Origin of the sequence: Enterobacter chuandaensis, assembly GCF_039718975.1 — a bacterium.
Taxonomy (GTDB): domain Bacteria; phylum Pseudomonadota; class Gammaproteobacteria; order Enterobacterales; family Enterobacteriaceae; genus Enterobacter; species Enterobacter chuandaensis.
In genome coordinates this window covers 4,425,075-4,450,764 of record NZ_CP097173.1, presented here as the reverse complement: position 1 = coordinate 4,450,764, position 25,690 = coordinate 4,425,075, and the positions used below count along the sequence as shown (strand labels likewise).

At 57.2% G+C, this 25,690-nt stretch carries 24 protein-coding genes; 18 read left to right on the top strand and 6 right to left on the bottom strand.

What is annotated here, in order from left to right; genetic code table 11:
• The first annotated feature begins 72 nt into the window (after positions 1–72).
• The 3 genes from pldA to rhtC all read left to right on the top strand — a co-directional run bounded on the left by pldA (position 73) and on the right by rhtC (position 3,544).
• Positions 73–942, top strand: a complete 870-nt coding sequence (gene pldA, locus MX657_RS21375) for a phospholipase A (protein WP_080330381.1) — start codon at positions 73–75, stop codon at positions 940–942.
• A 90-nt stretch (positions 943–1,032) separates the two neighbouring features.
• Positions 1,033–2,862 carry an ATP-dependent DNA helicase RecQ gene (gene recQ / locus MX657_RS21370; RefSeq protein ID WP_047345452.1) on the top strand — a complete coding sequence of 610 codons (1,830 nt, stop codon included), beginning with the start codon at positions 1,033–1,035 and terminating at the stop codon, positions 2,860–2,862.
• A gap of 61 nt (positions 2,863–2,923) precedes the next feature.
• Positions 2,924–3,544, top strand: a complete 621-nt coding sequence (gene rhtC / locus MX657_RS21365; protein ID WP_109846480.1) for a threonine export protein RhtC — start codon at positions 2,924–2,926, stop codon at positions 3,542–3,544.
• Here rhtC and rhtB read toward each other — a convergent pair.
• The gene (gene rhtB / locus MX657_RS21360; protein ID WP_028014786.1) at positions 3,541–4,161 is read right to left on the bottom strand and encodes a homoserine/homoserine lactone efflux protein; all 621 of its coding nucleotides are present in this window, start codon (positions 4,159–4,161) and stop codon (positions 3,541–3,543) included. The genes rhtC and rhtB overlap by 4 nt on opposite strands.
• A gap of 110 nt (positions 4,162–4,271) precedes the next feature.
• Between rhtB and pldB the strand changes: the two genes are divergently transcribed.
• The 3 genes from pldB (at position 4,272) to MX657_RS21345 (ending at position 7,078) form a co-directional block, all read left to right on the top strand.
• On the top strand, positions 4,272–5,264 hold the full coding sequence (pldB, locus tag MX657_RS21355; protein ID WP_119917161.1) for a lysophospholipase L2: 993 nt from the start codon (positions 4,272–4,274) through the stop codon (positions 5,262–5,264).
• A 31-nt stretch (positions 5,265–5,295) separates the two neighbouring features.
• On the top strand, positions 5,296–6,096 hold the full coding sequence (gene yigL / locus MX657_RS21350) for a sugar/pyridoxal phosphate phosphatase YigL (RefSeq protein WP_346806744.1): 801 nt from the start codon (positions 5,296–5,298) through the stop codon (positions 6,094–6,096).
• An 82-nt stretch (positions 6,097–6,178) separates the two neighbouring features.
• Positions 6,179–7,078 (top strand): carboxylate/amino acid/amine transporter, encoded by a 900-nt coding sequence (locus tag MX657_RS21345; protein WP_346806743.1) that lies wholly within the window; start codon positions 6,179–6,181, stop codon positions 7,076–7,078.
• Here MX657_RS21345 and metR read toward each other — a convergent pair.
• Complete coding sequence (gene metR / locus MX657_RS21340; RefSeq protein ID WP_080330385.1) at positions 6,966–7,919, bottom strand: HTH-type transcriptional regulator MetR; 954 nt, start codon at positions 7,917–7,919, stop codon at positions 6,966–6,968. The genes MX657_RS21345 and metR overlap by 113 nt on opposite strands.
• 115 nt (positions 7,920–8,034) lie before the next feature.
• On the opposite strand from metR, the gene metE reads away from it, so the two are divergent.
• Positions 8,035–10,296, top strand: coding sequence for a 5-methyltetrahydropteroyltriglutamate--homocysteine S-methyltransferase (gene metE / locus MX657_RS21335; RefSeq protein WP_346806741.1), 2,262 nt, complete (start codon positions 8,035–8,037; stop codon positions 10,294–10,296).
• Between the two features lie 44 nt (positions 10,297–10,340).
• Here the strand turns inward: metE and MX657_RS21330 are convergent, their stop codons facing one another.
• Entirely contained in the window at positions 10,341–11,147 is an 807-nt protein-coding gene (locus MX657_RS21330; RefSeq protein ID WP_346806739.1) for a dienelactone hydrolase family protein, read from the bottom strand.
• Positions 11,148–11,402: 255 nt separating this feature from the next.
• Here MX657_RS21330 and udp point away from each other — a divergent pair, with 255 nt between their 5' ends.
• The 9 genes from udp to tatD all read left to right on the top strand — a co-directional run bounded on the left by udp (position 11,403) and on the right by tatD (position 19,313).
• Positions 11,403–12,164 carry a uridine phosphorylase gene (udp, locus tag MX657_RS21325; protein WP_003860792.1) on the top strand — a complete coding sequence of 254 codons (762 nt, stop codon included), beginning with the start codon at positions 11,403–11,405 and terminating at the stop codon, positions 12,162–12,164.
• 139 nt (positions 12,165–12,303) lie between these two features.
• Positions 12,304–13,761, top strand: a complete 1,458-nt coding sequence (rmuC, locus tag MX657_RS21320; protein WP_265195580.1) for a DNA recombination protein RmuC — start codon at positions 12,304–12,306, stop codon at positions 13,759–13,761.
• 66 nt (positions 13,762–13,827) lie between these two features.
• Positions 13,828–14,583, top strand: coding sequence for a bifunctional demethylmenaquinone methyltransferase/2-methoxy-6-polyprenyl-1,4-benzoquinol methylase UbiE (ubiE, locus tag MX657_RS21315; protein ID WP_003860790.1), 756 nt, complete (start codon positions 13,828–13,830; stop codon positions 14,581–14,583).
• Between the two features lie 13 nt (positions 14,584–14,596).
• Positions 14,597–15,202, top strand: coding sequence for a ubiquinone biosynthesis protein UbiJ (gene ubiJ / locus MX657_RS21310; RefSeq protein WP_346806735.1), 606 nt, complete (start codon positions 14,597–14,599; stop codon positions 15,200–15,202).
• Positions 15,199–16,839, top strand: coding sequence for a ubiquinone biosynthesis regulatory protein kinase UbiB (ubiB, locus tag MX657_RS21305; protein ID WP_080330389.1), 1,641 nt, complete (start codon positions 15,199–15,201; stop codon positions 16,837–16,839). The genes ubiJ and ubiB overlap by 4 nt, the downstream gene beginning before the upstream one ends.
• Before the next feature lie 76 nt (positions 16,840–16,915).
• Positions 16,916–17,170 (top strand): Sec-independent protein translocase subunit TatA, encoded by a 255-nt coding sequence (tatA, locus tag MX657_RS21300; protein WP_080330390.1) that lies wholly within the window; start codon positions 16,916–16,918, stop codon positions 17,168–17,170.
• 3 nt (positions 17,171–17,173) lie between these two features.
• Positions 17,174–17,716 (top strand): Sec-independent protein translocase protein TatB, encoded by a 543-nt coding sequence (gene tatB, locus MX657_RS21295; protein ID WP_080330391.1) that lies wholly within the window; start codon positions 17,174–17,176, stop codon positions 17,714–17,716.
• A 2-nt stretch (positions 17,717–17,718) separates the two neighbouring features.
• Complete coding sequence (gene tatC, locus MX657_RS21290; RefSeq protein WP_080330392.1) at positions 17,719–18,489, top strand: Sec-independent protein translocase subunit TatC; 771 nt, start codon at positions 17,719–17,721, stop codon at positions 18,487–18,489.
• 41 nt (positions 18,490–18,530) lie between these two features.
• Positions 18,531–19,313, top strand: coding sequence for a 3'-5' ssDNA/RNA exonuclease TatD (gene tatD / locus MX657_RS21285; protein WP_346806732.1), 783 nt, complete (start codon positions 18,531–18,533; stop codon positions 19,311–19,313).
• On the opposite strand, the gene rfaH is transcribed toward tatD, so the two are convergent.
• Complete coding sequence (gene rfaH / locus MX657_RS21280; RefSeq protein WP_080330394.1) at positions 19,310–19,801, bottom strand: transcription/translation regulatory transformer protein RfaH; 492 nt, start codon at positions 19,799–19,801, stop codon at positions 19,310–19,312. The genes tatD and rfaH overlap by 4 nt on opposite strands.
• A gap of 170 nt (positions 19,802–19,971) precedes the next feature.
• On the opposite strand from rfaH, the gene ubiD reads away from it, so the two are divergent.
• Entirely contained in the window at positions 19,972–21,465 is a 1,494-nt protein-coding gene (ubiD, locus tag MX657_RS21275) for a 4-hydroxy-3-polyprenylbenzoate decarboxylase (RefSeq protein WP_346806730.1), read from the top strand.
• Positions 21,466–21,507: 42 nt separating this feature from the next.
• Positions 21,508–22,209, top strand: a complete 702-nt coding sequence (gene fre / locus MX657_RS21270) for an NAD(P)H-flavin reductase (RefSeq protein ID WP_028014772.1) — start codon at positions 21,508–21,510, stop codon at positions 22,207–22,209.
• Positions 22,210–22,315: 106 nt separating this feature from the next.
• Here the strand turns inward: fre and fadA are convergent, their stop codons facing one another.
• Positions 22,316–23,479 (bottom strand): acetyl-CoA C-acyltransferase FadA, encoded by a 1,164-nt coding sequence (fadA, locus tag MX657_RS21265; protein WP_008501515.1) that lies wholly within the window; start codon positions 23,477–23,479, stop codon positions 22,316–22,318.
• Positions 23,480–23,488: 9 nt separating this feature from the next.
• Positions 23,489–25,678 (bottom strand): fatty acid oxidation complex subunit alpha FadB, encoded by a 2,190-nt coding sequence (gene fadB, locus MX657_RS21260; RefSeq protein WP_346806728.1) that lies wholly within the window; start codon positions 25,676–25,678, stop codon positions 23,489–23,491.
• Positions 25,679–25,690: the final 12 nt, after the last annotated feature.

The following is a 25,690-nucleotide window of genomic DNA, read 5'->3' as shown; positions in this document are numbered from 1 at the left end:
TCGCAGAAGTCTGTAGAATGTTCGCCTCATAACTATTCAGGTAATCTTACTCTTTGCAGGAGAACACCACCGATGCGGACGTATCTGGCCTGGTTACTGGCGGCGGTTGCGCTGCCCCTCACAGCATATGCGCAGGAAGCGACGATTAAAGAAGTCCATGATCAACCTGCCGTTAAGGGCAGCATCATCGCCAATATGCTGCAGGAGCATGACAATCCATTCACGCTCTACCCGTACGACACCAACTACGTGATTTACACCCAGACCAGCGACCTCAACAAAGAGGCGATAAGTTCCTATAACTGGTCCGATAATGCGCGTAAGGATGAGGTGAAGTACCAGCTCAGCCTGGCATTCCCGTTCTGGCGCGGCATTCTGGGGCCGAACTCGGTGTTCGGTGCGTCTTATACGCAGAAATCCTGGTGGCAGCTCTCAAACAGCGGGGAATCTTCTCCGTTCCGCGAAACCAACTATGAGCCGCAACTTTTCCTCGGCTTCGCAACGGACTACGAATTTGCTGGCTGGACGCTGCGCGACGTTGAAGTCGGCTTTAACCACGACTCCAATGGCCGCTCCGACCCAACCTCACGCAGCTGGAACCGTGCCTACACGCGCCTGATGGCGCAGAACGGCAATTTGATGGTGGAAGTGAAGCCGTGGTTTGTTGTGGGTGACACCGACGATAACCCGGATATCACCAAATACATGGGCTACTATCAGCTTAAAGTGGGCTATCAGTTAGGTGAAGCCGTGCTGAGCGCGAAAGGCCAGTACAACTGGAACACCGGCTACGGCGGCGCAGAGCTTGGCCTGAGCTACCCGGTGACGAAGCACGTGCGTCTCTACACGCAGGTGTACAGCGGTTACGGCGAGTCGCTGATCGACTACAACTTCAACCAGACCCGCGTGGGCGTGGGCGTTATGCTGAACGATATTTTCTAAGCTGCTCGAATGTTTTTGCGTTAAACGTTGAAGTTTCTCTCTCAGGCGCTGAAAATAGCGCCTGTTTCATTTCTGGCATATGGGGTTAACGTGGCGCAGGCGGAAGTATTGAATCAGGAGTCGCTGGCTAAACAGGTTTTGCATGAAACCTTTGGCTACCAGCAGTTCCGCCCCGGCCAGGAAACCATCATTGAAACCGTGCTGGAAGGCCGGGACTGTCTGGTAGTGATGCCGACCGGCGGCGGGAAATCTCTCTGCTATCAGGTGCCCGCGCTGGTGCTGAACGGCCTGACGGTCGTGGTATCTCCCCTTATTTCTCTGATGAAAGACCAGGTGGATCAGCTGCTCGCCAACGGCGTGGCGGCGGCCTGCCTGAACTCGACGCAAACCCGGGAGCAGCAGCAAGAGGTGATGGCCGGGTGCCGCACCGGGCAGATCCGCCTGCTGTATATCGCCCCCGAGCGCCTGATGCTGGATAACTTCCTTGATCACCTGGCGCACTGGAACCCGGTCCTGCTGGCGGTGGATGAAGCACACTGTATCTCCCAGTGGGGACACGATTTCCGCCCGGAATACGCCGCCCTCGGCCAGCTGCGTCAGCGCTTCCCCGAACTGCCGTTTATGGCGCTTACCGCCACGGCGGACGACACCACGCGTCTGGATATCGTTCGCCTGCTGGGGCTGAACGACCCCTATATTCAGGTCAGCAGCTTCGACCGGCCGAACATCCGCTATATGCTGATGGAAAAGTTCAAGCCACTGGACCAGCTCCTGCGCTACGTCCAGGAGCAGCGCGGCAAGTCCGGCATCATCTACTGCAACAGCCGCGCGAAGGTGGAAGACACCGCCGCGCGTCTGCAAAATCGCGGTTTTAGCGCCGCGGCCTATCACGCCGGGCTGGAGAACCACATCCGCGCCGACGTGCAGGAGAAATTCCAGCGCGACGACCTGCAAATCGTCGTCGCGACGGTGGCGTTCGGGATGGGCATCAACAAGCCCAACGTGCGCTTTGTGGTGCATTTCGACATCCCGCGCAACATTGAATCCTACTATCAGGAAACCGGCCGCGCCGGGCGTGACGGCCTGCCGGCGGAGGCGATGCTGTTTTACGATCCGGCGGATATGGCGTGGCTGCGCCGCTGTCTGGAAGAGAAACCGCAGGGACAGCTGCAGGATATCGAACGCCACAAGCTCAACGCGATGGGTGCCTTCGCGGAAGCGCAAACCTGCCGCCGTCTGGTGCTGCTCAACTACTTTGGTGAAGGGCGACAGGAGCCGTGCGGCAACTGCGATATCTGCCTCGATCCGCCGAAGCAATACGATGGCCTGATGGACGCGCGCAAAGCGCTCTCGACCATTTACCGCGTGAACCAGCGCTTTGGGATGGGCTACGTGGTGGAAGTGCTGCGCGGCGCGAATAACCAGCGTATCCGCGATATGGGCCACGACAAGCTGCCGGTTTACGGCATCGGTAAAGACCAGAGTCACGAGCACTGGGTCAGCATCATTCGCCAGTTGATCCACCTCGGCTTTGCCACGCAGAATATTGCTCAGCACTCCGCGCTTCAGCTTACGGAGGCCGCGCGTCCGGTGCTGCGCGGTGACGTTGAACTCAAGCTCGCCGTGCCGCGCGTCATTGCCCTCAAGCCGCGGGTGATGCAGAAATCCTACGGCGGTAACTACGACCGCAAGCTGTTTGCCAAACTGCGCAAGCTGCGTAAAGCCATTGCCGATGAAGAGAACATCCCGCCGTACGTGGTGTTCAACGACGCGACGCTGATTGAGATGGCCGAGCAGATGCCGCTCAGCGCCAGCGAAATGCTCAGCGTTAACGGCGTGGGAACACGTAAGCTCGAGCGCTTCGGGAAAGAGTTTATGGCGCTCATCCGCTCTCACGCAGATGGTGATGACGAGGAGTAGTCAGCCGGCCAAAAAAGTGCCAGGATGATGACTCACTACATTATTTCCCCGCGAGCTAATTATGTTAATGCTATTTCTCACCGTGGCATTAGTGCACATCGTTGCGCTGATGAGCCCTGGCCCTGACTTTTTCTTCGTGTCGCAAACGGCCGTCAGCCGCTCCCGCAAAGAGGCGATGATGGGCGTGCTCGGTATTACCATGGGCGTTATGGTCTGGGCGGCGGTCGCGCTGCTCGGTCTGAACCTGATCCTGGCGAAGATGGCCTGGCTGCATAACATCATTATGGTCGGTGGCGGACTGTACCTGTGCTGGATGGGCTACCAGATGCTGCGCGGGGCATTAAAGAAAGAAGAGAAAAAAACGGAAGAGCCCAAGGTGGAGCTGGCAACGGGCGGCCGCAGCTTTGTGAAAGGGCTGCTGACCAACCTGGCGAACCCGAAAGCGATTATCTATTTCGGCTCCGTATTCTCGCTGTTTGTGGGCGACAGCGTCGGCGCGGGCGCGCGCTGGGGGATCTTCCTGCTGATCGTCGTTGAGACCTTCGCCTGGTTTACCATCGTGGCCAGCCTGTTTGCCTTACCGGCGATGCGCCGCGGCTACCAGCGCATCGCGAAGTGGATCGACGGCTTCGCCGGCGCGCTGTTCGCCGGCTTCGGCATTCATCTCATCATCTCTCGCTAAGCATGACGCGCTGACGCAAGCAGCGCGCCCACCAGCATAAACAGCGAACCAAAGACTTTATTCAGGGCCTTCATCTGCTTAGGCCCTTTAATCCACGCCGCTATCCGCTGCGCCAGCGTCGCGTAACCAATCATCACGATAATATCGACAATAATGGTGGTCGCGCCCAGCACCACGTACTGCATTACCTGGGGCTGATGCGGCACGATAAACTGCGGGAACAGGGCGGCGAGGAACACAATGCTTTTCGGGTTCGTCAGGTTCACAAACACCGCGCGCTTAAACAGGTGACCGCGCGTTTGCGTCCGGGAGAGCGTATTCAGGTCAATCGAGCCTGCCGCGCGCCACTGCTGAATGCCCAGCCAAATCAGATACGCCGCACCGGCCCATTTCAGCACCTCAAAGGCCAGCACCGAGCGGGAGAACAGCGTCCCCAGACCAATCCCGACCAGCACAATGTGAATGCCCAGCCCGGTCTGCAAACCGGCAATCGACGCCGCCGCACCGCGGTAGCCGTGGTTGATGGAGGTGGTCATGGTGTTAATAGCCCCCGAGCCGGGTGAAAGGCTGAGGATTATGGATGTCAGCAGGTAGGCGAACCACCACTCGAAGGTCATTTGAAACTCCCGAACCGTCTATTTTTATGCCACAATACGCTATTATTGCGTCATTTTGTGACCAGTGACGAAAAAAACGATATTCCCTGGATTACGTGAGTGGAAACCCAATGTTTCAGCAGAAAAAGGACTGGGAAACACGAGAAAACGCTTTTGCTGCTTTCTCTATGGGGCCGCTGACCGATTTCTGGCGGCAGCGTGAGGAAGATGAGTTTACGGGCGTCGGGGGCATCCCGGTGCGCTTCGTTCGTTTCCGCAATGTAAAAAATGACCGGGTGATTGTCGTCTGCCCCGGACGTATCGAAAGCTACGTCAAATATGCCGAACTGGCCTACGACCTGGTCCATATGGGGTTCGACGTGCTGATCATCGACCACCGTGGACAGGGGTTGTCCGGTCGTATGCTGCCGGATACGCACCGTGGGCACGTGGATAACTTCAGCGATTACGTCGACGATTTTGCCGCGTTCTGGCAGCAGGAAGTGCAGCCTGGCCCCTGGCGCAAGCGATATATCCTTGCGCACTCCATGGGCGGCGCCATTTCGACGCTGTTTTTGCAGCGGTATGAGCACCAGTGCGACGCCATTGCGCTCACCGCGCCGATGTACGGTATTGTCATTCGTTTTCCCGACTGGATGGTGCGCCATCTTCTCGACTGGGCTGAGGGCCATCAGCGCATTCGTGAAGGCTATGCCATCGGAACCGGACGCTGGCGCGCATTGCCGTTCGCCATCAACGTTCTGACCCACAGTCGGCAGCGCTATCGCCGCAACCTGCGCTTTTATGCCGATGAACCGCGCTTGCGCGTTGGCGGCCCCACCTGGCACTGGGTGCGGGAAGGTATTCATGCCGGTGAGCAGGTGCTGGCGGGCGTAGGCGATGATGACACGCCGACGCTTCTGATTCAGGCGGAGGAAGAGCGTGTGGTGGATAACCGCATGCATGACCGCTATTGTGAACTGCGCGCTGCAGCCGGTCACCCTTGTGAAGGGGGTAAACCGCTGGTCATCAACGGTGCGTACCATGAGATCCTTTTTGAAAAGGACGCTATGCGCTCAGTCGCGCTCAACGCCATTGTTGATTTTTTCAACAGGCATAATTGATTATTGTTTTCCACCAGAGGTTGAAATCCCTATGTATCAGGTTGTTGCATCTGATTTAGATGGCACGCTGCTTTCCCCCGACCACACCCTGTCGCCTTACGCGAAAGAGACCTTAAAACTCCTGACTGCCCGTGGCGTGAACTTTGTGTTCGCCACCGGGCGCCACCACGTGGACGTGGGGCAGATCCGCGATAACCTGGAGATCAAATCGTACATGATCACCTCCAACGGTGCTCGCGTACACGACACGGACGGCAACCTGATCTTCACCCACAATCTGGATCGCGATATTGCCGCCGATCTGTTCGGCGTGGTTCATAACAACCCAGATATCGTCACCAACGTTTACCGCGACGACGAATGGTTCATGAACCGCCACCGCCCGGATGAAATGCGTTTCTTCAAGGAAGCGGTATTCAACTACTCCCTGTATGAGCCGGGTTTGCTGGATCCAGAAGGGATCAGCAAGGTGTTCTTTACCTGTGAAAGCCACGAAGAGCTGCTGCCGCTGGAGCAGGCGATTAACGCCCGCTGGGGCGATCGCGTGAACGTGAGCTTCTCCACGCTGACCTGTCTGGAAGTAATGGCGGGGGGCGTCTCCAAAGGTCACGCGCTTGAAGCGGTAGCAAAACGTCTGGGCTTTGAGCTGAAAGACTGCATCGCCTTCGGCGACGGCATGAACGACGCCGAAATGCTCTCCATGGCGGGCAAAGGCTGCATCATGGAAAACGCCCACCAGCGCCTGAAGGATCTGCACCCGGAGCTGGAAGTCATCGGCACCAACGCAGACAACGCGGTACCGAAGTATCTGCGCAAACTGTTCCTTGAATAATCTTCATTCGATTATTTATTGCTCAGTTGTCAACTGAAGAGTTCGCTACAATGCCTCTCCTTCTTTCTGAGAGACAAGCATTGTGGCGCTACTCATTATCACCACTATCCTGTGGGCCTTCTCCTTTAGCCTGATTGGCGAATACCTTGCCGGTTCGGTCGACAGCTACTTTTCGGTGCTGATGCGCGTGGGGCTGGCGGCGCTGGTATTCCTGCCGTTCCTGCGCACCCGCGGGCAATCGCTGAAAACCATTCTGCTGTATATGCTGGTGGGAGCGATGCAGCTCGGCATCATGTACCTGTTCAGCTTCCGGGCCTACGTCTACCTGTCCGTCTCGGAATTTCTGCTGTTCACCGTGCTGACGCCGCTCTATATCACGCTGATCTACGATCTGCTCAGCAGGCGCCGTCTGCGCTGGGGATACCTGCTGAGCGCCGCGCTGGCGGTTGTGGGAGCGGCGATCATTCGCTACGACAAGGTGAGCGATCACTTCTGGACCGGGCTGATGTTCGTCCAGCTTGCCAACATCAGTTTCGCCATCGGCATGGTGGGCTACAAGCGCCTGATGGAAACCCGCCCGATGCCGCAACATAACGCGTTTGCGTGGTTCTACATGGGCGCGGCTATCGTCGCGGTGGCGGCGTGGTTTATGCTCGGCAACCCGCAAAAGCTGCCGACCACCACCGTACAGTGGGGCGTTCTGGTCTGGCTGGGCGTGGTGGCGTCGGGGCTGGGCTACTTTATGTGGAACTACGGCGCTACCCAGGTCGACGCCGGGACGCTGGGGATCATGAACAACGTGCACGTACCGGCGGGGCTGCTGGTGAACCTCGCCATCTGGCAGGAACAGCCGCACTGGCCGAGCTTCCTTATTGGGGGAGCGGTGATCCTGGCTTCACTGTGGGTCCATCGCCGCTGGGTCGCTCCGCGCTCCGCACAAACGGAAGATGGTCGCACGCGTGGTTCCGCGCTGAGCGAATAAACGCCTCCGTAACCGGCTGACGCTGCTCGCCATCGCGCACGGCGGCGTACAGCCGGCTCCACAGTCCTTCCCCCAGGGTTTTGGTGACTACCAGTCCCTGACGCTCAAAACTCTCCACCACCCAGTGCGGCAGCGCCGCAATACCCATGCTGGCCGCCACCATCTGAATCAACAGCAGGGTGTTATCCACGCTTTTCAGCTGCGGGCTAATGCCTGCTGGTTGCAGGAAGTGACGCCAGATATCCAGGCGACTGCGCTGGACCGGGTAAATCAGCAGCGTTTCCGTTGCCAGATCTTCCGGCGTGATGCGCGTTTTGGCAGCCAGAGGATGATCCGGCGCCAGTACCAGGCGCACTTCAAAATCAAACATCGGCGAATAGTGCAGGCCGCTGCGCGGCAGTATGTCAGAGGTCATCACCAGATCCAGCTCGCCCTGCTGCAGCGACGGCTGCGGGTCAAAGGTCACGCCGGATTTGAAGTCCATCTCCACCTGCGGCCACTTCTGACGAAAGTTCTCAAGCGCGGGGGTCAGCCACTGAATACAGCTGTGGCACTCAATGGCGATGCGCAGTTTCGTCTGCTGTGGCTCGTTACAGGACTGCAGCGCGCTGGCGATCTGCGGCAGTACCTGATTCGCCAGCTGCAGCAGAATTTCCCCCTGCGGCGTAAAGCGCAGAGGCTGGCTTTTGCGCACAAAAAGACGGAAGCCGAGGCGTTGCTCCAGATCGCTGAACTGGTGAGAAAGGGCGGACTGCGTCTGGTGCAGCGTGGCCGCAGCCGCCGCGAGCGAACCGCAGTTCCGCAACGCTTGTAGCGTTTTCAGGTGTTTAATCTCGATCATGAAAGTCCTTCACTTCGCCATGAACATTTTGCGCTTGAGGAATATACAGTACCTGCCAATTATAGAAGTGTAAACATCTGGACGTCTAAATAACGAATTTCACAAGGGGCATACCATGACAATCCGCAATCACACTCTCGGTTTTCCTCGCGTTGGTCTGCGTCGCGAGCTGAAAAAAGCGCAAGAAAGCTACTGGGCAGGCAACGCCACCCGTGAAGAACTGCTGGCGGTGGGGCGCGAGCTGCGTGCCCGTCACTGGGATCAGCAAAAGCAGGCGGGCATTGACCTGCTGCCGGTGGGCGATTTCGCCTGGTACGACCATGTTCTGACGACCAGCCTGCTGCTGGGCAACGTGCCGGCTCGTCATCAGAACAAAGATGGATCGGTAGATATCGATACCCTGTTCCGCATCGGCCGTGGCCGTGCGCCAACGGGTGAGCCAGCGGCAGCGGCGGAAATGACCAAGTGGTTTAACACCAACTATCACTATATGGTGCCGGAGTTCGTGAAAGGTCAGCAGTTTAAGCTGACCTGGACGCAGCTTCTGGACGAAGTGGATGAAGCGCTGGCGCTGGGCCACCAGGTGAAGCCCGTCTTGCTGGGGCCGGTAACCTACCTGTGGCTGGGTAAAGTGAAGGGCGAGCAGTTTGACCGCCTCAGCCTGCTGAACGATATTCTGCCGGTCTACAAACAGGTGCTGATTGAGCTGGGCAAGCGCGGCATTCAGTGGGTACAAATCGACGAACCCGCGCTGGTGCTGGAGCTGCCGCAGGAGTGGCTCGATGCCTTTAAACTGGCGTATGACGCGCTTACCGGTCAGGTGAAGCTACTGCTGACCACCTATTTTGAAGGCGTGACGCCGAACCTGAAGACCATTATCGCGCTGCCGGTTCAGGGCCTGCACGTTGACCTGGTTCACGGTAAGGACGATGTGGCGCTGCTGCACAAGCGCCTGCCTGCAGACTGGCTGCTTTCTGCTGGTCTGGTCAACGGTCGTAACGTCTGGCGTGCCGATCTGACCGAGAAATACGCACAAATCAAGGACATCGTCGGCAAACGTGAACTGTGGGTGGCTTCTTCCTGCTCCCTGCTGCACAGTCCGATCGATCTCAGCGTGGAGACCCGCCTCGACCCTGAAGTGAAAAGCTGGTTTGCCTTCGCCCTGCAAAAATGTGAAGAGCTGACGCTGCTGCGCGACGCCCTGAACAGCGGCGACACGGCGGCGATTGCCGACTGGAGCGCCCCGATTCAGGCGCGTCGTCACTCGGCTCGCGTGCACAACCCGGCGGTAGAAAAACGTCTGGCGGCCATCACCGCCCAGGACAGCCAGCGCCAGAGCCCGTATGAGGTGCGCGCCGAAGCCCAGCGCGCCCGCTTCAACCTTCCCGCATGGCCGACCACGACGATCGGCTCCTTCCCGCAGACGACGGAGATCCGCGGCCTGCGCCTGGACTTCAAAAAGGGCAATCTGGATGCGAATCACTACCGCACCGGCATCGCGGAACACATCAAGCAGGCGATTATCGAGCAGGAACGCCTGGGGCTGGACGTGCTGGTGCACGGCGAGGCCGAGCGTAACGACATGGTAGAATACTTCGGTGAACACCTGGACGGCTTCGTCTTTACTCAGAACGGCTGGGTACAGAGCTACGGCTCCCGCTGCGTGAAGCCGCCGGTGGTCATCGGTGACGTCAGCCGTCCAGAACCGATCACCGTTGAATGGGCGAAGTACGCCCAGTCCCTGACGGATAAGCCTGTGAAAGGGATGCTGACCGGCCCGGTGACCATTCTCTGCTGGTCGTTCCCGCGTGAAGACGTGACCCGTGAAACCATCGCCAAACAGATCGCCCTGGCGCTGCGTGATGAAGTGGCGGATCTGGAAGCGGCGGGCATTGGCATCATCCAGATTGACGAACCGGCGCTGCGCGAAGGTTTGCCGCTGCGCCGCAGCGACTGGGATGCTTATCTGCAGTGGGGCGTGGAAGCGTTCCGCATCAACGCCGCGGTGGCGAAGGACGACACCCAGATCCACACCCACATGTGTTACTGCGAATTTAACGACATCATGGATTCCATTGCTGCGCTGGATGCCGACGTCATCACCATTGAGACCTCGCGTTCAGACATGGAGCTGCTGGAGTCGTTCGAAGAGTTCGACTATCCGAACGAAATCGGACCGGGCGTGTATGACATTCACTCTCCGAACGTCCCGAGCGTGGAATGGATTGAGGCGCTGCTGAAAAAAGCCGCCCAGCGCATTCCGGCGGTACGCTTGTGGGTGAACCCGGACTGTGGGCTGAAAACCCGCGGCTGGCCGGAGACGCGTGCGGCGCTCGCCAACATGGTGAAGGCGGCGCAGAACTTACGTCAGGCTTGATGAAACGTTGGCCCGGTAAGGCGTAGCCGCCACCGGGCTTTTTTTTACGCTTTTTTCCCGCCGTACTGGCTAAACCACGCCAGCATTCTCTGCCAGCCATCTTTCGCGGATTCCGCGTGATAGCTCGGGCGATAATCGGCGTTAAACGCGTGCCCGGCATCCGGATACACCACAATCTCCGCCTTTGCATTCGCCGCACGTAGCGCATGACGCATGGTCTCGACGGTATCAAGCGGGATGCCGGTATCCTGACCACCATACAGCCCTAATACGGGCGCATTCAGATCCGTTGCGATATCAACAGGCTGCTTCGGTGAATTCAGCGTTTTTTCGCCCACCAGTTTGCCGTACCAGGCCACAGCAGCTTTCAGTTGCGGGTTATGCGCGGCATACAGCCAGCTAATGCGCCCGCCCCAGCAGAAGCCGGTCACCATCAGACGGTGCGGGTCACCGCCGTTGCGCGCCGCCCAGCTGGCAACGTGGTCGAGATCGGCCAGCACCTGCGCATCTGGCACTTTGCTCACCAGGTTACTGAACAGCGTCGGGATATCACTGTAGTCATTGGGATCGCCCTGACGGAAGTAGAGCTCTGGCGCAACGGCCAGATATCCTTCAAGTGCCAGGCGGCGGCAGATATCGCGGATATGTTCGTGAACGCCGAAAATCTCCTGAACCACTATCACGATGGGCAGCGGGTCGTCTGCCGACCTGGGGCGCGCGTGATAAGCAGGCATATTCTCCCCCTGCGAGGGGATGGAGGTCTCGCCCGCAGTAATGGCGTCTTCTGAGGTTGAGACGATGGTTGAAGCATGCGGAGCCGCAGCAGGTGCAAATCCGGTTTTTCCAGTCATGGCATTCTCCGTACCAATGAGTTAGCGCAAAGGTAAATATAGACACCAGGTTAACAACCCACAGTGCCTTAAACGGTCTATCTTTTGTGCAGCACCCGACGATATAACTTGTTAATGTGATGCGAATCACTCTTTGGTGGAAATTCAATGCAATCATTTTCATTCATGGTGAGATGCGTCACGAAATTATGCTTACCGCTTCTGTAAAGTACCGTTTTACTTCTTCTGACTAACCGACCCACAGAGGAGTCACCTATGTCTAAGTCTGATGTTTTTCATCTCGGCCTCACTAAAAACGATTTACAAGGGGCTACGCTCGCTATCGTCCCTGGCGATCCAGAGCGTGTGGAAAAGATCGCCGCGCTGATGGATAAGCCGGTCAAGCTGGCTGCCCATCGTGAATTCACCACCTGGCGCGCAGAGCTGGATGGCAAAGCGGTGATTGTGTGCTCTACCGGTATCGGTGGCCCGTCTACCTCTATCGCCGTGGAAGAGCTGGCGCAGCTGGGCATTCGTACTTTCCTGCGTATCGGTACCACCGGCGCGATTCAGCCGCACATCAACGTCGGCGACGTGCTGGTGACGACCGCATCCGTGCGTCTGGATGGCGCAAGTCTGCATTTTGCGCCGATGGAATTCCCGGCAGTGGCAGATTTCGAATGCACCACCGCGCTGGTTGAAGCGGCGAAATCCGTGGGCGCAACCACTCACGTAGGCGTAACTGCCTCTTCTGATACCTTCTACCCGGGCCAGGAGCGTTACGACACCTTCTCTGGTCGCGTGGTGAGCCGCTTCAAAGGCTCAATGGAAGAGTGGCAGTCTATGGGCGTGATGAACTACGAGATGGAATCCGCAACGCTGCTGACCATGTGCGCAAGCCAGGGTCTGCGTGCCGGTATGGTGGCGGGCGTTATCGTCAACCGCACCCAGCAGGAGATCCCGAACGCCGAAACCATGAAGCAGACCGAAAGTCACGCGGTGAAAATCGTGGTGGAAGCGGCTCGCCGCCTGATCTAGTTCTCCTCTCTGAGATAAAAGGCCGACACGTTCGGCCTTTATTTTTTGCGTAACGCCTCGCAGGAAAACCCTTTCAAACTGGACGTTTATACAGCACAATTCTATTTTGTGCGGGTTATACGTGGATGCAGGGGGCATTGTGGATATCTCAATCCTGGTTTATGCGGTGATTGCGCTGGTAAGCGTGGGGATAGGCTGGCTGATTTCCAGCTACCAGCACGCGCAGCAGAAAGCCGAGCAGCTGGCAGAGCGCGAAGAGATTGTTGCTGACCTCAGCGCAGCAAAACAACAGCTTGCGCTGAGTGACCACTGGCGCGACGAGTGCGAACTGCTCAATAATGAACTGCGCAATCTGCGTGATATCAATACCTCGCTGGAGGCCGATCTCCGCGAAGTGACCACCCGCCTTGAATCCACCCAGCTGCATGCGGAAGACAAAATCCGCCAGATGATCAACAGCGAGCAGCGCCTTAGCGAACAGTTTGAGAACCTCGCCAACCGTATTTTCGAGCACAGCAACCGCCGCGTTGACGAACAGAACCGCCAGAGCCTGAACAGCCTGCTGACGCCGCTACGCGAACAGCTGGACGGCTTTCGTCGTCAGGTGCAGGACAGCTTTGGTCAGGAAGCCCGCGAGCGGCACACGCTGGCGCATGAGATCCGTAATCTCCAGCAGTTGAATGCCCAGATGGCGCAGGAGGCGGTCAACCTGACGCGCGCGCTGAAAGGGGACAACAAAACCCAGGGCAACTGGGGAGAAGTGGTGCTCACCCGCGTGCTTGAGGCTTCTGGCCTGCGGGAAGGGTATGAATACGAGACGCAGGTGAGTATTGAAAACGACGCCCGCTCGCGAATGCAGCCGGATGTGATCGTGCGTCTACCGCAGGGCAAAGATGTGGTCATTGACGCCAAAATGACGCTGGTGGCGTATGAGCGCTACTTCAACGCCGAGGATGACTACACGCGCGAATCGGCGCTGCAGGAACACATCGCCTCCGTGCGTAACCATATTCGTCTGCTGGGCAGAAAGGATTATCAGCAGTTGCCGGGGCTGCGCTCGCTGGACTATGTCCTGATGTTTATCCCGGTCGAGCCCGCGTTTTTGCTGGCACTCGACAGACAGCCTGAACTGATCACCGAAGCGCTCAAAAATAACATTATGCTGGTCAGCCCCACCACGCTGCTGGTGGCGTTACGCACCATCGCGAACCTGTGGCGCTATGAGCACCAGAGCCGCAACGCGCAGCAAATTGCCGATCGCGCCAGCAAGCTGTACGACAAAATGCGTCTCTTCGTGGACGACATGTCCTCCGTCGGACAAAGCCTGGAACGTGCGCAGGATAACTACCGTCAGGCGATGAAAAAGCTCGCCTCCGGGCGTGGCAACCTGCTGGCGCAGGCCGAAGCGTTTCGCAGCCTGGGGGTGGAGGTTAAACGCGAGATTAATCCGGAATTGGCCGAACAGGCGACAGCGCAGGACGAAGAATTCCGACTGCGTGAGGGCGGGGATGAGCAAAATACCCTCAGCCAGGACAACGATTTAGCGGCGGAATTATCGCCAGATGAACAGCCAGCGCGTTTCTTTCGCGGTGGTTGAATCGTAGGGCAATTGCGCCCAATCTGTTACACTTCACGAACATTTGACTGATAAGCAGGCTCTGAGATGGTTGACGATTCACAAGACACGACGCACTTTGGCTTTCAGACTGTTGCCAAAGCGCAGAAAGCTGACATGGTGGCCCACGTATTTCATTCCGTGGCGGCGAAGTACGATGTGATGAATGACTTGATGTCGTTCGGCATTCATCGCTTGTGGAAGCGCTTCACCATCGACTGCAGCGGTGTGCGTCGTGGACAAACGGTTCTCGATTTGGCTGGCGGTACGGGCGATCTGACGGCGAAATTCTCCCGTCTGGTGGGCGAAACCGGTCGCGTTGTACTGGCTGATATTAATGATTCCATGCTGAAAATGGGGCGCGAAAAGCTGCGTAACATTGGCGTGGTGGGGAACGTGGAATACGTGCAGGCCAACGCCGAAGCGCTGCCGTTCCCGGACAATACCTTTGACTGTATCACCATCTCTTTCGGCCTGCGTAACGTGACCGACAAAGACAAAGCGCTGCGCTCCATGTACCGCGTGCTGAAGCCGGGTGGACGCCTGCTGGTGCTCGAGTTCTCTAAACCGATTATCGACCCACTGAGCAAAGCCTACGACGCCTATTCCTTCCACGTGCTGCCGCGTATTGGCGAACTGGTGGCAAACGACGCGGAAAGCTATCGCTATCTGGCGGAATCAATTCGCATGCACCCGGATCAGGACACCTTAAAAGCCATGATGCAGGATGCGGAATTTGAGAACGTTGAATACTTCAACATGACGGCGGGTGTCGTCGCGCTGCATCGCGGTTACAAATTCTGAGTGGAGGTGTCCCGTGCCCTTTAAACCCTTAGTCACCGCAGGCATCGAGAATGTGCTGAATGCCTTCCTGTATCGCGCTCCGGCGCTGAAAGCTGCACGTCAGCGGCTAAACGGGAAGGTTTTGCGCATTGTGTTAAAAGAGTTCTCGACGCCGCTCGTGCTGGTCTTCAGCGAACGCCAGCTTGACGTTCTGGGTGAGTGGGAAGGCAAGGCGGATTGCTCGGTCATCACCCATATGAGCGTGCTGCCGAAATTGCGCGATCGCCAGCAGCTGACGGCGCTTATCCGCAGCGGTGAGCTGGAAGTGGAAGGCGATATTCAGGTCGTGCAGAACTTCGTTGCGCTCAGCGATCTGGCTGAGTTTGACCCGGCAGAGCTGCTTGCGCCCTTTATTGGCGACATCGCCGCTGAAGGGATCGGGAAAGTGATTCATGGCGGTACGGCGTTCCTGCGCAAAAATCTGCAACGCCAACAGCGCTATGCCGCAGAAGTGCTGACCGAAGAGTGGCGTATGGCGCCCGGGCCACTGGAAGTGGCGTGGTTCGCGGAAGAAACGGCCGCGGTTGAACGTGCGGTTGATGCCTTAAGCAAACGGCTGGAAAAACTGGAGGGCAAATGACGCCTGGTGAAATTCGGCGCCTCTATTTTATCATCCACACCTTTTTGAGTTACGGGCTCGACGAGCTCATCCCCAAAATGCGTATCACGCTGCCGCTCAGGATCTGGCGGCGGACGCTGTTCTGGATGCCAAATCGCCATAAAGGTCAGCCGCTGGGTGAACGCCTGCGTCTGGCGCTGCAGGAGCTCGGCCCGGTATGGATTAAGTTCGGGCAAATGCTCTCAACCCGCCGCGATCTCTTTCCGCCGCACATTGCCGATGAACTGGCGATGCTGCAGGATCGTGTCGCCCCGTTTGACGGGGTGAGAGCGAAGAAACAGATCGAAGAGGCGATGGGTAACCTTCCCGTTGAAGCCTGGTTTGATGATTTCGAAATAGAACCGCTGGCGTCGGCTTCTATCGCTCAGGTGCACACTGCGCGTCTGAAAGAGAACGGCAAAGAGGTGGTGATTAAAGTGATCCGCCCGGATATCCTGCCGATCATCAAAGCCGACATGAAGCTAATATATCGTCTGGCGCGCTGGGTTCCGCGTCTGCTGCCGGACGGCCGTCGACTGCGTCCAATGGAAGTGGTGCGGGAATATGAAAAGACGCTGATTGATGAGCTTAATCTGCTGCGCGAATCGGCAAACGCCATCCAGCTGCGCCGCAATTTTGAAAACAGCCCGATGCTCTATGTGCCCGAAGTCTATTCTGACTACTGCAGCCAGAACATGATGGTGATGGAGCGCATCTACGGTATTCCGGTTTCGGATGTGGTGGCCCTGGAGAAGCAGGGAACGAACATGAAGCTGCTGGCCGAACGTGGCGTGCAGGTCTTCTTTACCCAGGTTTTCCGCGACAGCTTTTTCCATGCGGACATGCACCCGGGCAATATCTTCGTGAGCTATGAGCATCCTGAGGACCCGAAGTACATCGGTATCGACTGCGGGATTGTGGGCTCGCTGAACAAAGAAGATAAACGTTATCTGGCTGAGAACTTCATCGCGTTCTTCAACCGCGACTACCGTAAGGTGGCCGAGCTGCATGTGGATTCCGGCTGGGTTCCGCCGGACACCAACGTCGAAGAGTTTGAGTTTGCTATCCGTACCGTCTGCGAACCGATTTTTGAAAAACCGCTGGCAGAGATCTCTTTCGGCCACGTGCTGTTAAACCTGTTTAATACGGCCCGCCGTTTTAATATGGAAGTTCAGCCACAGCTAGTTTTACTTCAGAAAACATTACTTTACGTTGAAGGTGTAGGTCGACAACTCTATCCTCAGTTAGACTTGTGGAAGACGGCTAAACCTTTCCTGGAATCCTGGATTAAGGATCAGGTTGGCCTACCCGCGCTGGTGCGCTCGCTGAAAGAGAAAGGCCCGTTTTGGATCGAAAAAATGCCTGAAATTCCTGAACTGGTTTACGACAGTTTGCGTCAGAGCAAGAACCTTCAGCACAGCATGGATAAAATCGCCCGCGAGCTTCAGTCCAGCCGTGTGCGCCAGGGACAGTCACGCTACCTCTTTGGCATTGGGGCTACGCTGTTGCTGAGCGGTACGCTGCTGCTGATTAACCGTCCGGACTGGCAAATGATGCCTGCCTGGCTGATGGCGGGTGGGGTTGTCGTCTGGCTCGCTGGCTGGAGAAAAACGCGCTGAGTTTGCGTCGCTATCATCAGGTTGCATACGTATAATGCGATCTGACCAATTAATCATCTATCCCTGAGGAATATGTATGGGTGGTATCAGTATCTGGCAATTAGTCATTATTGCCGTCATCGTCGTGCTGCTGTTTGGCACCAAAAAGCTCGGTTCTATTGGTTCCGATCTGGGCGCATCTATCAAAGGCTTCAAGAAAGCAATGAGCGATGATGAGAATAAGCAGGATAAAACCAGCCAGGATGCTGACTTTACTGCTAAATCCATCTCCGACAAGCAAGAAGATGCCAGGAAGGAAGACGCTAAAAGCCACGACAAAGAGCAGGTGTAAGCCGTGTTCGACATTGGTTTTAGTGAGCTGCTGCTGGTCTTTGTGATTGGCCTGATCGTGCTGGGGCCGCAGCGTCTTCCCGTGGCGGTGAAAACCGTCGTGGGCTGGGTTCGCGCGCTGAGATCGCTGGCTTCGACCGTTCAGAACGAGCTGGCACAGGAGCTTAAGCTGCAGGAGTTTCAGGAAAGCCTGAAAAAGGTTGAGAAGGCGAGCATGGATAACCTGACGCCGGAACTGAAAGCCTCAATGGATGAGCTGCGCGAAGCGGCGGAATCCATGAAGCGCTCTTACAGCGTTAACGATCCTGAAAAAGCGAGTGATGAAGCGAACACCATTCATAACCCGGTGGTGAAGGACAGCGAAGCGCAGCGCGAGGGCGTGACGCCAGCGAGTGCGGAGCACCAGGCCGCAGCGCCTGAACAAACGCCGCAGGAACCTGAACTGAAAAAACAGGTGCAGCCGGAAGAGCCAGTGGCAAAAGCGGCTGACGTTAAGCCCGCCGCACCCGTTTCCGAATCATCCCCCTCGTCGAGTGATAAAGCGTAACCATGGCAGTAGATGATACTCAACCGCTTATTGCGCACCTTATTGAGCTGCGTAAACGCCTGTTAAACTGCATTATTGCGGTGTTCCTCATATTCCTGTGCCTGGTCTATTTCGCCAACGATATCTATCAGGTGGTATCTGCGCCGCTGATCAAGCAGATGCCGCTGGGGGCAACAATGATTGCAACAGACGTTGCATCACCGTTCTTCACCCCGATTAAGCTGACCTTCTGGGTGTCGTTGATTGCGTCTGCACCCGTCATCCTTTACCAGGTATGGGCATTTGTGGCGCCAGCACTGTACAGGCACGAACGTAAACTGGTGATCCCGCTGCTGGTCTCCAGTTCGCTGCTGTTTTATATCGGCATGGCGTTTGCCTATTTCGTTGTCTTCCCGCTGGCTTTCGGCTTCCTGACGCATACCGCGCCGGAAGGGGTCCAGGTATCGACGGACATCGCCAGCTACCTCAGCTTTGTGATGGCGTTGTTTATGGCGTTCGGCGTGGCATTCGAGGTGCCGGTGGCCATTGTGCTGCTTTGCTGGGTAGGGGTAACCACCCCTGATGACCTGCGTAAGAAGCGTCCCTATATTCTGGTGGGCGCCTTTGTGGTTGGCATGCTGCTGACGCCGCCGGACGTCTTCTCGCAAACGCTGCTGGCAATACCGATGTACTGCCTGTTTGAAGTTGGCGTATTCTTCTCGCGTTTCTACGTGGGTAAAGGACGCCGGTTGGACGACGAAGACGATGCGTCCGAAAAGACCACTGAAGAGTAAAACCAACCGCCCGTCAGGGCGGTTGTTATATGGGGAATTGCATGTTTGATATCGGACTCAACCTGACCAGTTCGCAGTTTGCAAAAGATCGTGATGAGGTGGTTGCGCGTGCTTTTGACGCTGGCGTAAAAGGGCTGCTTCTGACCGGAACCAACCTGCATGAGAGTGAACAGGCGCTGCTGCTGGCGCAACGCTACGATCGCTGCTGGTCAACCGCTGGCGTCCACCCTCATGACAGCAGCCAGTGGACTGCGGAGAGCGCAGAAACCTTGTGCACGCTGGCAAAAACGGCAGAGGTCGTGGCTATTGGTGAGTGCGGGCTGGATTTCAACCGCAACTTCTCGACGCCTGAAGAACAGGAAAAGGCGTTCACTGCCCAGCTTGCGCTGGCGGCAGAGCTTGAAATGCCCGTCTTTATGCACTGTCGCGACGCGCATGAACGTTTTCTCGCTCTGCTGGACCCGTGGCTGGATAAACTGCCCGGCGCAGTGCTTCACTGCTTTACCGGGTCGCGCCAGGAAGCGCTGGATTGCCTGAACCGCGGTTTGTATCTGGGGATCACCGGTTGGGTGTGTGATGAGCGCCGTGGGCTTGAGCTTTGCGAGCTGCTGCCGATAATTCCGGCAGACCGTTTGCTTCTTGAAACTGATGCGCCATACCTGCTGCCGCGAGATATAAAGCCCAAACCGGCATCGCGGCGAAATGAGCCCGCCTGGCTGGGGCACATTGTTGAGCGCGTAGCGCACTGGCGCGGAGAGGAGCCGCACTGGCTTTCCGCGCAGACGGATGACAACGTGCGTAACCTGTTCGGGATTAACTTTTAGACTTTACGGAAGTCGGTGTTTTTCACGCTCTGCAGCACCTGCTTGTTCAGCAGATTGAGCAACAGCATGGAGCGCGCTTCACCGTCCGGCTCGGCGAAAATCGCCTGCAGGCCTTCGAACGCCCCTTCCGTAATGACGACGCTATCGCCCGCGTAAGGGGTTTCCGGGTCGGTTATCCCTTCAGGCTGCTGATAAATTGACAGCTGATGGATAACCGTTGACGGAACGGTTGCCGGGTGGGCACCAAAACGCACGAAGTGGCTGACGCCGCGCGTTGCGCTGATGGTGGTGGTGTGGATCACCTCAGGGTCGAACTCCACGAACAGATAGTTCGGGAATAAAGGCTCACTGACGGTTGTGCGCTTCCCGCGCTGCATTTTTTCAAGCGTGATCACGGGTGTCAGACAATTTACAGACTGACGTTCAAGATGTTCCTGCGCGCGCTGAAGTTGCCCGCGTTTGCAATACAGTAAATACCAGGCCTGCATAATCACTCTTTCCCTTAGTTCGGGGCGCAAGCATATCAAAACCCTGGAGGGATCGCTAAGTTGATTATAATGTGGGAAATTCGATCGCAGCGGATAAGTTCACGCTAATTTAACAAAATTACAGCATCGAGCAGGCTTACGCCGTATAATGAAGCGCTTACAGAGAGGCCATGACTAACTGCATGAAATACCACGATCTCCGCGACTTCCTGACGCTGCTGGAACAGCAGGGTGAACTGAAACGCATTACACTTCCTGTTGATCCTTATCTGGAAATGACAGAAATTGCTGACCGCACCCTGCGTGCCGGTGGCCCCGCATTACTGTTTGAAAATCCCAAAGGTTACTCCATGCCGGTGCTGTGCAACCTGTTTGGCACTCCGCGCCGTGTCGCGCTGGGAATGGGGCAGGAAGACGTTACCGCGCTGCGTGAAGTGGGCAAGCTGCTGGCATTTCTGAAAGAGCCGGAGCCACCGAAAGGCTTCCGAGATCTGTTCGACAAACTGCCGCAGTTTAAGCAGGTGCTGAACATGCCCACCAAACGCCTGCGCGGCGCGCCGTGCCAGCAGAAAGTGCTGGAAGGCGATGCGGTGGATCTGACCAAAATACCGATCATGCAGTGCTGGCCTGAAGATGCTGCGCCGCTGATCACCTGGGGCCTCACCGTGACGCGTGGGCCGCATAAAGAGCGGCAAAACCTCGGTATTTATCGCCAGCAGCTGATTGGCAAGAATAAGCTCATTATGCGCTGGCTGTCGCACCGCGGCGGCGCGCTGGATTTCCAGGAGTGGTGTGCTGCCCATCCGGGTGAACGTTTCCCGGTGTCTGTCGCCTTAGGTGCCGATCCGGCCACCATTCTGGGGGCGGTCACGCCCGTCCCGGATACGCTCTCTGAATATGCGTTTGCTGGCCTGCTGCGCGGGACCAAAACCGAGGTCGTGAAGTGTATCTCTAACGATCTCGAAGTACCGGCCAGTGCCGAAATTGTGCTGGAAGGTTACATTGAGCAGGGTGAAATGGCGCCAGAAGGCCCTTACGGCGACCACACCGGGTATTACAACGAAGTGGATAACTTCCCGGTGTTTACCGTCACGCACATTACCCAGCGTGAAGATGCGATTTATCACTCCACCTATACTGGCCGCCCACCGGATGAACCGGCGGTGCTGGGCGTGGCGCTGAACGAAGTGTTTGTGCCGATCCTGCAAAAGCAGTTCCCGGAAATCGTGGATTTCTATCTGCCGCCTGAAGGATGCTCGTATCGCATGGCGGTGGTCACGATGAAGAAGCAGTATCCTGGTCATGCTAAACGCGTGATGATGGGCGTTTGGTCTTTCCTGCGCCAGTTTATGTATACCAAATTTGTTATTGTCTGCGATGATGACGTTAACGCCCGCGACTGGAATGACGTTATCTGGGCGATTACCACGCGAATGGATCCTGCGCGTGATACGGTGTTAGTCGAAAATACGCCGATAGATTATCTGGATTTTGCCTCGCCGGTTTCCGGTCTTGGCTCAAAGATGGGACTGGATGCCACAAATAAATGGCCTGGCGAAACCGACCGTGAATGGGGTCGCCCGATCAAAAAAGATCCTGCTGTGACCGCGCGAATTGACGCGATCTGGGACGAACTGGCCATAATGAATAACGGTAAACCCTGAGCTGACCGTTAAGCCCTATAGACTTCCCGACAGAGAGAGCGAATGACAACCTTAAGCTGTAAAGTGACGTCGGTAGATGCTATTACCGACACCGTATATCGCGTCCGTTTGGTTCCTGAAGCGGCATTCTCATTCCGTGCCGGTCAGTACCTGATGGTGGTGATGGATGAGCGTGATAAGCGTCCTTTCTCTATGGCCTCTACGCCAGCAGAGCAGGAATTTATTGAGCTGCATATTGGTGCGTCTGAGCTTAACCTGTACGCGATGGCCGTTATGGACCGCATCCTGAAAGAGCGTGAGATTGTGGTCGACATTCCCCACGGCGACGCGTGGTTGCGTGATGACGAAGATCGTCCGTTGATTCTGATCGCGGGCGGTACGGGCTTCTCCTATGTACGCTCTATCCTGCTGACCGCGCTGGCGCGTAATCCAGACCGTGACATCACCATCTACTGGGGCGGCCGCGAAGAGAAGCACCTGTACGACCTGTCTGAACTCGAAGCGCTGAGCGTTAACCATCCTAACCTGCGCATTGAGCCAGTGGTTGAGCAGCCGGAAGAGGGCTGGCGAGGGCGTAGCGGGACGGTGCTGACGGCGGTGCTGCAGGATCACGGTACGCTGGCGGGACATGATATCTACATTGCAGGCCGTTTCGAGATGGCGAAAATTGCCCGCGACCTGTTCTGTAACGAACGCGATGCGCGTGAAGATCGCCTGTTTGGCGATGCGTTTGCGTTTATCTAAATAAAAAGCCCGCCCCTGACAGGCGGGAAGAACGGCAACTAAACTGTCTCTCTTCGCCAATGACGCCTTGTTCTGGCGTCACTGGCTTTGAGATACTTTTCCTTACTTACACTCTCTCAAACACCGTCGCGATACCCTGACCCAGCCCGATACACATCGTTGCCAGACCAAACTGGGCATCTTTGCGTTCCATCAGGTTAATCAGCGTCGTGCTGATACGCGCCCCGGAACAGCCCAGCGGGTGGCCGAGGGCGATCGCGCCGCCGTTGAGGTTAATTTTCTCGTCGATCTGCTCCATTAGACCCAGATCTTTAATGCACGGCAGGATCTGCGCGGCGAAGGCTTCGTTCATCTCAAACAGGTCGATATCGCTGGCGGTTAAACCCGCTTTTTTCAGCGCCAGCTTCGAGGCCGGAACCGGGCCGTAGCCCATGATTGAAGGATCGCAGCCCACCACCGCCATCGAACGTACCCGAGCGCGAGGAGTTAAGCCCAGCTCGCGGGCGCGGCTTTCGCTCATCACCAGCATCGCGGCGGCACCGTCGGACAGCGCCGACGACGTCCCCGCCGTTACCGTACCGGTGACCGGATCAAACGCAGGACGCAGGGTAGAAAGCGCTTCGACCGTCGTTTCCGGGCGAATGACTTCGTCGTAGCTGAACTGCTTCAGTACGCCGTCTGCGTCGTGGCCCCCGGTCGGGATGATCTCATTCTTAAAGGCACCGGACTGCGTGGCGGCCCAGGCGCGGGCGTGAGAGCGCGCGGCAAAGGCATCCTGCATTTCACGGCTGATGCCATGAAGACGAGAGAGCATCTCGGCGGTCAGGCCCATCATCCCCGCGGCTTTCGCCACGTTACGGCTCATGCCCGGGTGGAAATCGACCCCGTGGCTCATCGGTACGTGGCCCATGTGCTCAACGCCGCCCACCAGGCAGGCCTGCGCATCGCCGGTCATGATCATGCGCGCCGCGTCGTGCAGGGCCTGCATCGACGAACCGCACAGGCGGTTCACGGTGACAGCCGGAACCGAATGTGGGATCTCCGCCAGCAGCGACGCGTTGCGGGCGATGTTGAAGCCCTGCTCCAGCGTTTGCTGTACGCAGCCCCAGTAGATATCGTCCAGCGCTGCCGGATCCAGCGCCGGGTTGCGCGCCAGCAGGCTACGCATCAGGTGCGCGGAGAGGTCTTCCGCACGCACGTTACGGAACGCGCCGCCTTTTGAACGGCCCATCGGGGTGCGAATCGCATCAACAATGACAACCTTTTCCATTGTGACTCCTTAAGCCGTTTTCAGCGCGCCAACCGGACGGGCTGGCTCAACTGCTGGATAGTAGGGTTCGTTATGGCGCGCTTTATTACGCAGGCCTTCCGGCACCTCATACAGCGGGCCGAGGTGTTGGTACTGCTGCGCCATATCGAGATAGCGGGCACTGCCGAGCGTGTCCAGCCAGCGGAACGCGCCGCCGTGGAACGGAGGGAAGCCCAGGCCGTATACCAGCGCCATGTCGGCTTCTGCCGGGCTGGCGATGATGCCTTCTTCCAGGCAACGCACCACTTCGTTGATCATCGGAATCATCATCCGGGCGATAATTTCGTCGTCGGTGAAGTCGCGTTTTGGCGGGCATACGTCGGCCAGCAGGCCATCCACTGCCGGATCTTCCTCTTTCTTCGGCTTGCCTTTGCTGTCTTCTTTATAACGCCAGAAGCCCAGGCCGTTTTTCTGACCAAAGCGGTTGGCGTCAAAGAGGGCGTCAATCGCGTCGCGATAATCTTTCTGCATGCGCTGCGGGAAGCCCGCCGCCATGACGGCCTGCGCGTGGTGGGCGGTATCAATGCCGACCACGTCCAGCAGATACGCCGGGCCCATCGGCCAGCCGAACTGTTTTTCCATCACTTTGTCGATTTTGCGGAAGTCCGCACCGTCGCGCAGCAGCTGGCTGAAACCGGCGAAGTAAGGGAACAGCACGCGGTTAACGAAGAAGCCCGGGCAGTCGTTGACCACGATCGGCGTTTTGCCCATCTTGCTTGCCCACGCCACCACTTTAGCAATGGTTTCGTCAGAGGTTTTTTCCCCACGGATCACTTCGACCAGCGGCATACGGTGTACCGGGTTGAAGAAGTGCATCCCGCAGAAGTTTTCCGGGCGCTTCAGCACGCTCGCCAGTTCGCTGATGGGGATGGTGGAGGTGTTTGAGGCCAGCACGGTCTCAGGACGTACCTTGTCTTCCGTTTCCGTCAGCACTGCTTTTTTAACTTTCGGGTTCTCAACGACCGCTTCAACGACCACATCCACACGGTCGAAACCGCTATACTCCAGCACAGGCTGGATGGTGGAGATCACGCCTGCGAGCTTCAGCCCGTCAATTTTTCCGCGTTCCAGCTGTTTATTCAGCAGCTTGGCGGCTTCGGTCATGCCCAGCGTCAGGGACTTCTCGTTGATGTCTTTCATCACTACCGGCACGCCTTTCCAGGCTGACTGGTAAGCGATGCCGCCACCCATAATGCCGGCGCCGAGTACCGCCGCGTGTTTTGGCGTCTCAACGTTTTTGGTCAGCTGTTTGGCTTTGCCCTTCACGAACTGATCGTTGAGGAAGATACCAACCAGCGCGCGGGCTTCATTGGTGTGCGCCAGCGGAACAAAGCTCTGGTTTTCCAGCTTCAGTGCTTCGTCGCGGCCAAAACGGGCTGCCGCTTCAATAGTTTTCACCGCCGTGATTGGCGCCGGGTAATGTTTACCCGCTGTCTGCATCACCATACCTTTGGCGATGGTGAAGCTCATGGTAGCTTCAATCTTGCTAAGCTTTAACGGCTCCAGCTTCGGCTGGCGTTTGGCTTTCCAGTCGAGGTCGCCGTTAATCGCCTGACGCAGAATGGCGAGTGCGCCTTCAACCAGCTTCTCTGGTTTCACGACGCCGTCGACCAGACCGATTTTCTGCGCCTGTTCTGCACCGACATCTTTACCGGCGGCAATAATTTCCAGGGCGCTGTCGGCGCCCAGCATGCGCGGCATACGCACGGAACCGCCAAAGCCCGGCATGATGCCCAGCTTGGTTTCCGGCAGGCCGATGCGCAGGTCCGGCGTCGCCAGTCGGTAGTCGGTCGCGAGTACACACTCACACCCGCCGCCCAGCGCGTAACCATTTACGGCAGAGATCGTTGGAACAGGCAGATCTTCCAGACGGTTAAAGACGCTGTTGGCAAAGTGCAGCCACTGACTCAGCTGTTCTTCAGGCACCAGGAACAGCGAAAGGAATTCGGTGATATCGGCACCGACAATAAAGGCCGCTTTGTTCGAACGCAGCAGCAGCCCTTTTAATTCAGATTGCTTTTCAAGTACTTCCAGCGCCTGGCCAAGACTGGCCACCGTCGCGGTATCAAGCTTATTCACTGAGCCGGGGGCATCGAACACCAGTTCGGCTATGCCATCTTCCAGCCAGTTGAGGTACAGGGTGTCGCCTTTGTAAAGCATGTCAGTCTCCTG